At 57.7% G+C, this 9,725-nt stretch carries 8 protein-coding genes; 2 read left to right on the plus strand and 6 right to left on the minus strand.

The window, feature by feature from the left end:
- Positions 1-137: 137 nt before the first annotated feature.
- On the minus strand, positions 138-1,970 hold the full coding sequence (locus ACWB12_RS01900) for an ABC transporter ATP-binding protein (protein WP_479528364.1): 1,833 nt from the start codon (positions 1,968-1,970) through the stop codon (positions 138-140).
- A gap of 446 nt (positions 1,971-2,416) precedes the next feature.
- Complete coding sequence (gene meaB, locus ACWB12_RS01905; RefSeq protein WP_479528365.1) at positions 2,417-3,385, minus strand: methylmalonyl Co-A mutase-associated GTPase MeaB; 969 nt, start codon at positions 3,383-3,385, stop codon at positions 2,417-2,419.
- Positions 3,386-3,506: 121 nt separating this feature from the next.
- Here meaB and ACWB12_RS01910 point away from each other — a divergent pair, with 121 nt between their 5' ends.
- Positions 3,507-3,659, plus strand: coding sequence for a hypothetical protein (locus ACWB12_RS01910; RefSeq protein WP_479528366.1), 153 nt, complete (start codon positions 3,507-3,509; stop codon positions 3,657-3,659).
- A 14-nt stretch (positions 3,660-3,673) separates the two neighbouring features.
- On the opposite strand, the gene ACWB12_RS01915 is transcribed toward ACWB12_RS01910, so the two are convergent.
- Positions 3,674-4,303: an SH3 domain-containing protein gene (locus ACWB12_RS01915; RefSeq protein WP_479528367.1), complete on the minus strand. Its 630-nt coding sequence runs from the start codon at positions 4,301-4,303 to the stop codon at positions 3,674-3,676.
- 90 nt (positions 4,304-4,393) lie between these two features.
- On the opposite strand from ACWB12_RS01915, the gene hrpB reads away from it, so the two are divergent.
- A complete protein-coding gene (hrpB, locus tag ACWB12_RS01920) occupies positions 4,394-6,859 on the plus strand; it encodes an ATP-dependent helicase HrpB (RefSeq protein ID WP_479528368.1) in 2,466 nt (821 codons plus the stop codon).
- Between the two features lie 4 nt (positions 6,860-6,863).
- Here the strand turns inward: hrpB and ACWB12_RS01925 are convergent, their stop codons facing one another.
- The 3 genes from ACWB12_RS01925 to ACWB12_RS01935 are packed head-to-tail and all read right to left on the minus strand — an operon-like array spanning position 6,864 to position 9,299.
- The gene (locus ACWB12_RS01925) at positions 6,864-7,184 is read right to left on the minus strand and encodes a DUF4282 domain-containing protein (RefSeq protein ID WP_479528369.1); all 321 of its coding nucleotides are present in this window, start codon (positions 7,182-7,184) and stop codon (positions 6,864-6,866) included.
- A gap of 7 nt (positions 7,185-7,191) precedes the next feature.
- Complete coding sequence (argF, locus tag ACWB12_RS01930) at positions 7,192-8,118, minus strand: ornithine carbamoyltransferase (RefSeq protein WP_479528370.1); 927 nt, start codon at positions 8,116-8,118, stop codon at positions 7,192-7,194.
- Positions 8,115-9,299 carry an acetylornithine transaminase gene (locus ACWB12_RS01935; protein ID WP_479528371.1) on the minus strand — a complete coding sequence of 395 codons (1,185 nt, stop codon included), beginning with the start codon at positions 9,297-9,299 and terminating at the stop codon, positions 8,115-8,117. Before ACWB12_RS01935 ends, argF begins: the two co-directional genes overlap by 4 nt.
- Positions 9,300-9,725 lie beyond the last annotated feature (426 nt).

Consider the following 9,725-nt stretch of genomic DNA (forward strand, 5'->3'; position numbering starts at 1 on the left):
ACGGGTGGTCGCGGGTGGCTCGATAATACAATAGGGCACCGACTCATATGCAGCGCCCTTAATTCCGTTTGCGGGGTGTAGGCCGATTGCACGAGGGCGTCAAGAGGTTCAGGCGGGTTATGCCACGGATAGACCATTTATATGTCCAACCCCAAAAACCCACCCGATTGGCGCTGCCACAGGCCCGCATAAATGCCGCCCAGCGCCAGCAGTTCCGTGTGCGTGCCATCCTCGGCCACGCGGCCCAGATCCAGCACAATGATCCGGTCCATTTGCGCAATCGTTGACAGCCGATGCGCAATCGCGATCACGGTTTTGCCCTGCATCACCCCGTATAAGGTCTGCTGGATCGCAGCCTCGACCTCGCTATCCAACGCCGAGGTTGCCTCGTCCAGCACCAAAATAGGTGCGTTTTTCAGGATCACCCGCGCAATCGCGATGCGCTGGCGCTGCCCGCCTGACAGCTTTACGCCACGCTCGCCGACCTGCGCATTATAACCGGTGCGACCCTGCATATCCGACAGATCAGCGATAAACTCATCCGCCTCGGCCCGCTTGGCAGCAGCGATCATCTGCGCCTCACTCGCATCGGGGCGACCATACAGGATGTTGTCGCGCACCGAACGGTGTAACAAGGACGAATCCTGTGTCACCATCCCGATGGAGGCGCGCAGACTGTCCTGCGTCACCTCGCCCACATTCTGCCCATCGATCAGGATATCCCCCTGCTCAACATCCCGAAACCGCAACAGCAAGTTCACAAGGCTGGATTTTCCGGCCCCCGAACGCCCGATCAACCCCACCTTTTGGCCCGCAGGAATGGTGATCGACACATGGTTCAGCCCGCCACTATTGCGGCCATAATGGTGCGAAACATCCCGAAATTCGATCTCGCCCTTGGCGATAGCCAATGCAGGCGCATCCACCGCATCCACCACCGAATGCGCCACCCCAACCGACCGCAAACCCTCGCGGATCACCCCTATCTGCTCGAATATCCGGATCGCCAGCCACATGATCCAGCCACTCATCCCGTTCAGGCGGATGGTCAGGGCCGATGCCGCCGCAACCTCGCCAATTGATAGCTCGCCAATCGACCACAGCCAGACCGCCATGCCCAGAACCCCGACAATCAGCAGCCCGTTCAACAGGTTCAGTCCAAAGGACATCTTTGTCATAAGGCGCACAAACTGGAAAAACCGCAGCTGGAACCGGCGCATCGCACGGCGGGCATAGTTTTCTTCACTGCCGCCGTGGGCAAACAGTTTCACACTTTCGATATTGGAATAACTGTCCACAATCCGCCCCGTCACCAGTGAACGACTGTCCGACAGTTTTTCCCCGGCCACCGCCACCTGACGCGATATGACCCGCACATATGCGATGTAGACAACAACCCACAACGCCAGCGGCAGGCCCAGCCGCACATCCATCTGCGACAGGATCAGGATCGCGCTGATCACATAGGTCAGCGCATACCAGATGCCCTCAAAAAACATATAGGTCACATCCTCGACCGCCACGCGCAATTGCATCACACGGTTCGCCAACCGTCCGGCAAAATCATTCTGGAAGAAGGTCGAGGATTGCCCCAACAGGTGTTTATGTGCCCGCCACATCACCTGTGTTTGCATATTGCCAGCAAACGCCTGTTCCAGAAACAGCTTGTTCAGGGCAATCGCAAGGGGGCGTAAAAACAGAATGAACAATGCGGCAAGCAACAGTTCAACCCCGTGTGCAGACCAAAACACACCAGGTGCGCTGGCATTCATCAGGTCGATCACCCGTCCGGAATAGAAAATAAGACCGGTTTCCACCATTGCCACCAACACACCGGTCAGCGCCATCCAGACCATCAGTTTTTTGAACGGGCCGTATTGGCTGCGTAAATAGGGCCACAAGGATTTAGGCGGTGTGGTTTCATCAAACGGCTGAAACGGATCGACTAGATTTTCAAAGAAACGGAACATGACAGGGGCTCGTAAATATGGGGAAGTGGAATGTAAGATGATCGGGGCTGTCGCCAACCCGTCAGGACGGGCGGCTTAGGCGCGCACTCGGGTCCTGAAATTGATCATCGGCATATTCCTTGTCATGTTGTCAGATTAGGCTAGCGGTTTTTTTGCCGTTTGGAAAGAGGGATAATCTTGCACCCATCCGAGGCCCCCTAGCGGGGTCGAGACATAAAGCGTTGCGCAGCAACTCCGCATTGTCACTTCATTAACAAAGCCGCAGAAAAACACCGCACGCGCCGTTAACCCGCCTATTCACCACCATTCGTATGTATAAAACCCATACGTTTTCCGTAGGCTTTCCATACGTTGATTTTCGCCAAAACCTCTTTATTAATATAGCCTAACCACAGATTAATATATGCACAGCCAAACGCCGCCCACCCCGTTGCCCGACCGCACAATTAATCCCTATCCAATACCTCGCGCACCGCCGCCGCGACCGAGATATCACCCGTCGCAACATCCGCCCCCAATGCTGCCATCCGTGCCTGCATCTCACCCTCGTCCAGGCGCGCCAACAGTCCCAACCGGACCTCTTGCTCAAACCAGTGCCGCAACTGCCGTGCCCGATTATCATCCCAATACCCGCCCTCTTTGCGCCACGAAACCAGCGCCTGCATTTCACCCCACGCAGTTTCCAGCCCCTCCCCCGTGATCGCCGACACCAGCATCGCTTTTGGAAACCCTTCAGGATCACCGCTTCGCTTGCGCAACAGGCGCAAAGCCCCGGCGTAATCGGCACAGGTTCGGGTGGCGGCAGCCAGCAAATCCCCATCGGCCTTATTGACCAAAATCAGATCGGCGATCTCCATGATGCCGCGCTTGACCCCTTGCAATTCGTCCCCGCCCGCTGGCGCCAGCAACAGCACAAACAGGTCCGACATTTCGGCCACCATCGTTTCAGATTGGCCGACCCCGACGGTTTCGATCAACACCACATCATACCCCGCCGCCTCACACAGCATCACCGCTTCGCGGGTGCGCCGCGCCACCCCGCCCAGCGCCGTCTGGCTGGGCGATGGCCGGATGAACGCGTTCGGGTCGCGTGACAGCAATTCCATGCGGGTTTTATCGCCCAGAATTGATCCGCCGGAACGGGTTGATGATGGATCAACCGCCAGCACAGCAACGCGCAAACCCTGCCCTGTCAGCATCATGCCAAAGGCCTCGATAAAGGTGGATTTCCCCACCCCCGGTGTTCCGGACAAGCCAATCCGCAAGGCCTGTCGCCCAGCACCCTTTACCGCATCCAACAGGGTCATGGCTTGCTCGCGATGATCCGCGCGCCCGCTTTCGATCAGGGTAATGGCGCGGGCCAAGGCACGGCGTTCGCCCGCAACCACGCGACTGGCAAGGTCTGAAATATCCATCGGGTTCTGCTGCCCTTTCACTGGCCGTTATCTGATAACAGGGGGCTGATATTGGTTAGCCCGCCGGTTGTGCTGCATCCTAATCCCAATGCACACAGCAAAGAAAGAAGGAACACACACTATGGCAAATTTGAACACATTGAAGATGATCGGGTTGGTGGTGCTATTGGCGATTGCCCTGACGTTGCCAGCGGTGTTGCCAGAGGTAGACGAGGCGCACGACAGCCGTGTGCAAAGGGACGGGACTGAAGTGCGACTGGTGGGCACAGTGTAGAAAACAGCGCGAGCCTAATTCCCCCGTTCACTTAACGAGCAACATCCAGATACAAACCGGCGCTCCTGCCCTTCGTCGACCAGCATATCAAAGCCAAACCCGAACACACCTTCGTTTGGCCGACATTGCCTTGGGGTCAAAAAACCCGTGACTTCGATACCATCCGCGCCCGCCACCATCACCTGCCTCTCGAACCCGCGGTTCATGGCCAGAAGCGGCGCAAAGCTGCGTTTGAGCTGGATTTCTTTGTCACCATCCAACAGGGTAATATCCCCCTTTGCGATAGAAACCAGTGTCCAGTATGGCTCGTCCCCGAAACACCATAAATCCCGTTCATAATCCGTGGTAACTGGGTCTGGCGCGGTTTGCGACATGAACTGCATCAGAACCCATCCGATGGAATTAGCATCGCTATTGACCAGCCCCCATTTGCCATCTTCACTAAGCGTCACCACCTCGACCGACTTGGCGTCATAGGCCAGCGTTCCGACAATTTCAGACGTCACATCCGGATCCTTTCGCACATTCAACACATCATTGCTGGCCACATTCGTCACCACGAACAAGCCAGGCGTATAGGGGCGTGACTGACCTTGGCCCACAAAAAGCCCCGTCAAAGCAACACATAAAACCAGAAACCGCATCATATCTCCACTGTAAAACCAAACTGTCTATAATAACCTGCCATGAGTTTAGCTTCCTCCCCCCTTTGCACAAACGAAAACACGTTTGATATGGCTTTCCCCGCCGCCATCCTCGATAAAGCCAGCATGAAAGACCGCCTCCCCATAGATGATGCCCTTCCGGCGCTGATCACCGCCTTGCGGGGTCACGGCCGCGCTGTGCTGCAAGCGCCCCCCGGCGCCGGTAAAACCACACGTGTGCCCTTGGCGATGCTCGAGGCAGGGCTGTGCAAAGACCGCATTCTGATGCTGGAGCCCCGCCGCCTTGCCGCCCGTGCGGCCGCCGAACGGATGGCGCAGACCTTGGGTGAAAATGTGGGCGAAACAGTCGGTTACCGCATTCGTGGCGAAGCCAAGGTATCGAAGGCGACGCGCATCGAGGTGGTGACCGAAGGCATCCTGACCCGCATGCTGCAATCCGATCCCTCACTGGATGGCATAGGGGCGGTGATCTTCGATGAATTTCACGAACGCTCCCTGAACGCCGATCTTGGCCTTGCCCTGACATGGGAAGTGCGCGGAGCCTTGCGTGAAGATTTACTGATCGTAGTGATGTCCGCCACACTGGAGGCCGACCCCGTGGCCTTGATGCTGGACAATGCCCCTGTCATCACCTCCGAGGGGCGCAACTATCCGGTGGAAACCCGCTGGCTGGACCGGCCATTACCCAAAGGCAAACGGTTCAATGATGCTGCCGCCGCGTTGGTCATTCAGGCCGTTAATGAGACCGAAGGCGGTGTTCTGGTGTTCCTGCCCGGCGAGGGTGAAATTCGCCGCGTGGCGGGCATGTTGAACGCATTGCCCGCCGATTGCCATGTCCATATGCTGTTTGGTGCAATGGATTTCCGCGCCCAACGCGCCGCAATTGCCCCCGCCAAACAGGGGCGCAAAATCGTGCTGGCCACCTCTATCGCGGAAACCTCGCTGACCATTGACGGGGTGCGCGTGGTGGTTGACTGCGGTCAGGCACGCCGCGCACGGTTTGACCCGGCCTCGGGCATGTCGCGGCTGATCACCGAACGCGTCACCAAAGCCGAGGCAACCCAGCGTAGGGGCCGCGCGGGGCGGGTGGCGGCAGGCACATGTTACCGGATGTGGACCAAGGGCGAAGAGGGCGGCATGGCCCCGTTTCCACCCGCCGAAATCGAGGCCGCCGATTTGACAGGGCTGGTGCTGGAACTGGCGTTGTGGGGCACGGCCAACACGGGTGATCTGGCCCTGTTAACCCCACCATCAGCCGGAGCATATGGCGAGGCGGTTGCGTTGTTGAAGCAGCTGGGCGCACTGGATGTGGCGGGGCGGATCACCGCACATGGCCGCACCTTGGCCACCCTGCCCCTACACCCGCGTCTGGCCCACATGCTGGCCATCGCCGGGCCACAGGCCGCAACCTTCGCCGCCTTGCTGGCCGAACGTGATCCGCTGCGCGGCGCACCCGTCGATCTGGCCTTGCGGATGGAGGCAATTGCCAATCCCAAACGCTTTGCATCCGAGCGCCCCTACATGGTGAATGCTGGCGCTGTGCACCGCATCCGCGCTGATGCAAAACGCTTGCAAAAAGGCCGTGACAAGCCCGCGCTAACGCTCGGCGAAATGGCCGCGCTCGCCTACCCCGACCGCATTGGCCTGCGCCGCAAAGGGGACGCGCCGCGCTGGGTAATGTCGGGGGGCAAGGGGGCTGTGATGCGCGATGATGATCCGATGGCGGCGGCACGGCTGATCGTGGCCACCGATCTGGACGGCGACATCCGCGAGGCCCGCGTCAGGCAAGCAGTGGAAATTTCCGAGGCCGGTGTGCGGGCGCTATTTGGCGAACAGATAAACTGGCGCGACCATTGCGAATGGTCAAAACGCGAGCGCCGCGTGGTGGCGCGACAACAGGAATGTTACGGCGCGTTGGTGCTGGCGGACCGGATATGGCGCGATGTGCCCTCTGAGACCGTCGCCCTTGCCATGCTGGACGGGGTGCGCGAACTGGGCCTGCCGTGGTCTGATGCGGCACGGAGGTTTCAGGCGCGGGTTTTGCTGGTTGACGGAATGCCCGATTTTGCGGATGACGCATTGATGGCGCGGATCGGGGAATGGTTATTGCCATACCTATCCGGCCTGAAAACCGCTGGTGATCTGAAAGGCCTGAACCTGCTTGAACCGCTTCGCCAATCGCTAAACTGGGAGCAACAACAGAAATTGGACAGCTTAGCTCCCGCACATTTCATCACCCCGCTTGGCAACAAGGTCCCGATTGATTACAGCGGTGAAGCCCCCGAAATCACCCTGCGCCTACAGGAAATGTTCGGCGTAACCACTCACCCCCATATCGGCCACACCCCCCTGCGCGTCACCCTGCTGTCGCCCGCACGTCGCCCCGTGCAAACCACGATGGACATCCCGGGGTTCTGGGCATCTTCCTATGCGGACGTGCGCAAAGACATGCGGGCGCGGTATCCAAAACACCCGTGGCCGGAAGATCCGACCAAAGCGGACCCGACATTGCGGGCCAAACCAAGGCGGAAATAACCGGTTATGATCCGGCCATCCCCATCAGTGCTTCGCGCATCTGGAAATAGGCGATCATTGCTTCAAACATCATCCGCCAGACAATTTCCATACAAACAAATACTGCCGCCATCGCCAAATATATCCGCAACCGGTTCTTGCGCGATACATTCGCCTTTAATTGCGCACCCGCAGTTTTCGCGGCCCCGCCTAGAGCCGGATAAGTGGCAAACAATTTGCGCACCAGCAGGACAGCTGCCAGCGGAATCCCCACCGCGCCCAGATAATAGCAGAACAGTAGAACACTGGGGGCGATAAAAATTTCAAAGCTTATGAAATCATACATCTGCCCATTAAACCCCCAAACACCAGCGCATCACTGCCTTTTGCGCGTGCAGCCGGTTTTCGGCCTCGTCAAAGATCACCGATTGCGGGCCGTCCATCACCGTAGACGTCACTTCTTCTTCTCGGTGCGCGGGCAGGCAGTGCATGAACAAGGCGTCCGGTTTGGCCTGCGCCATCAGGTGCTCATTGACCTGATAGGATTTTAGCTGGTTATGCCGCCGCTGGCGGGTGGACTGGCTGTCGTGCATCGAAACCCATGTATCGGCAACCACCAGATCGGCCCCCTGCACAGCGACCTCGGCATCGCGTTCGATTGTCACCGTCACCCCCTTTGAGCGGGCGAATGCGATCAGTTCGGGGGCGGGGTCCAGTTCCTCTGGCCCCGCAAAGGTAAAGTTAAAACCAAACTGCCCTGCCGCGTGCAGTAGGGAGGCGCAGGTGTTGTTACCATCCCCTGTCCACACCACCTTTTTACCTTTAATCGGCCCGTTGTGTTCCTCGAACGTCATCACGTCGGCCATCACCTGACAGGGGTGGCTGGTATTGGTCAGCCCGTTGATCACCGGCACATCGGCGTATTCGGCCAATTCGTGCAGGATGCTTTCCTCGAACGTGCGGATCATGATCATATCGACATAGCGGCTTAGAACCCGCGCCGTATCGGCAATGCTTTCGCCATGACCCAATTGCATGTCATTGCCCGACAAAACCAGCGTTTGCCCACCCATCTGCCGGATGCCCACATCAAAGGATACCCGTGTGCGGGTTGATGGTTTTTCAAAGATCAGCGCGACCATATGATTGGCCAAAGGTTGCTCTGCATCAGGTGTGCCTTTGGGCAGGCCCTTGCGCGCCTCTTTCATCGCTTGCGCCTGATCAATCATGCCGCGCAGGGCGGTGGGGTTAGTGGTGTGGATGTCCAGAAAATGGTTCATGTGTTTAGTCCTTTGGAAACTGCAGTCGCAGCCGTATCAAGGCGCGATATGCCTTCGCTGATATCAGCGTCGGAAATATTTAGCGGTGGCAATAGGCGCACCACATTATCGGCGGCGGGTACGATCAGTATTTCGGCCGCATAACCCGCATTGATCACGTCCATATTTAGCGCGACGCATTTCAAACCCAACATCAGGCCCGCCCCGCGCACACTCTCAAATACATCGGGATGTGCGGCTACCAACCCCTCCAGCTTTTGGCGCAAAGTCCCCGCCTTGCGGTTCACGTCTGTCAGAAATTCATTTGTTGCAACGATGTCCATCACCGCATTGCCAACCGCACAGGCCAGCGGGTTGCCGCCATAGGTCGAGCCGTGCGTGCCAGCGGTCATGCCGGATGCTGCGTTTTCTGTGGCGAGTAATGCGCCCAACGGAAAGCCCCCGCCGATGCCCTTGGCAACCAGCATGATGTCGGGGCTAACGCCGGCCCATTCATGGGCAAACAGTTTGCCGGTCCGCCCCATGCCGCACTGGATTTCGTCCAGTATCATCAAGGCGCCCGTTTCGTCACAGACATCACGCAGACCTTTCAGGCAAGCGTCAGGCAACGGGCGGATACCGCCTTCACCCTGCACAGGTTCAACGATCACCGCGGCAACAGTATCATCCATTTCAGCCGCCAGGGCCTCGTGATCGCCAAACGGTAGATGCACAAACCCGGGCAGCAATGGCCCAAACCCATGGGTCATTTTCTCGGACCCTGCAGCGGCAATACCTGCGGCAGAACGGCCGTGGAATGACCCTTCAAAGGCAATGATTTTCACCCTCTCGGGGTGGCCTTTATCAAACCAGTATTTGCGGGTCATTTTAATCGCCAACTCGCAAGCCTCGGTGCCGGAGTTGGTGAAAAACGCAGTGTCAGCAAAACTGGCCTCGACCAGCTTGTCGGCCAGCGCCTTTTGCTGCGGGATTTCATATAGGTTCGAGGTGTGCCAAAGCTGCCCCGCCTGCTGCGTCAATGCCGCCGTCAGCGTCGGGTTCGCATGCCCCAGCACGTTCACCGCTATCCCCGCACCAAAATCCAGAAATCGGCGCCCGTCTGCCTCGATCAGCCAGCTGCCTTCGCCTTTGACGAAGGAAAGCGGTGCGCGGGAATAGGTCGGCAGAACTGAGGGTATCATTGCGGCGGTCCTTTTGATGAAGCCCATGATTGTCATACGGGGGTGCCGCATGGACAGGGGCATGTCAATATTTCAGAAAAGATTGCGCAAAAAAAGCGCGGGCGAACAGGCGGCGGGACGTCAGGCGCGGATGCCTCGGCGTCGGATGGTAGTGATATGGTGCTGCGTGTTCATAAGGTTGCGTTTAAGGCAAATCGTCGAGCATTGTCAAATCGCGGTTAAACACAGATTGAAAACAGTTCCACTATTCCGGAATAGTGGAACTGTTAGCACTTAAACTATCTTAATTATTATCAAATAGTTAGAATCTTTATTAGGGCCTGTTGACGTTTAGGGATTCCCATTCTGTTTAAGTTCTGATTCAATGTTGCAAACAAAAGGAGAGCAGCTTTGATACGAACGGTTTTAACAGATAATCAATGGACT

The organism is Profundibacter sp. (genome assembly GCF_056498605.1).

Excerpts from the sequence above, each read along its gene's own strand:
- ACWB12_RS01925 (WP_479528369.1), bottom strand. The coding sequence starts at position 7,184 with ATGTATGATTTCATAAGCTTTGAAATTTTTATCGCCCCCAGTGTTCTA.
- ACWB12_RS01900 (WP_479528364.1), bottom strand. The coding sequence starts at position 1,970 with ATGTTCCGTTTCTTTGAAAATCTAGTCGATCCGTTTCAGCCGTTTGAT.
- meaB (WP_479528365.1), bottom strand. The coding sequence starts at position 3,385 with ATGGATATTTCAGACCTTGCCAGTCGCGTGGTTGCGGGCGAACGCCGT.
- ACWB12_RS01915 (WP_479528367.1), bottom strand. The coding sequence starts at position 4,303 with ATGCGGTTTCTGGTTTTATGTGTTGCTTTGACGGGGCTTTTTGTGGGC.
- argF (WP_479528370.1), bottom strand. The coding sequence starts at position 8,118 with ATGAACCATTTTCTGGACATCCACACCACTAACCCCACCGCCCTGCGC.
- hrpB (WP_479528368.1), top strand. The coding sequence starts at position 4,394 with ATGGCTTTCCCCGCCGCCATCCTCGATAAAGCCAGCATGAAAGACCGC.
- ACWB12_RS01935 (WP_479528371.1), bottom strand. The coding sequence starts at position 9,299 with ATGATACCCTCAGTTCTGCCGACCTATTCCCGCGCACCGCTTTCCTTC.
- ACWB12_RS01910 (WP_479528366.1), top strand. The coding sequence starts at position 3,507 with ATGGCAAATTTGAACACATTGAAGATGATCGGGTTGGTGGTGCTATTG.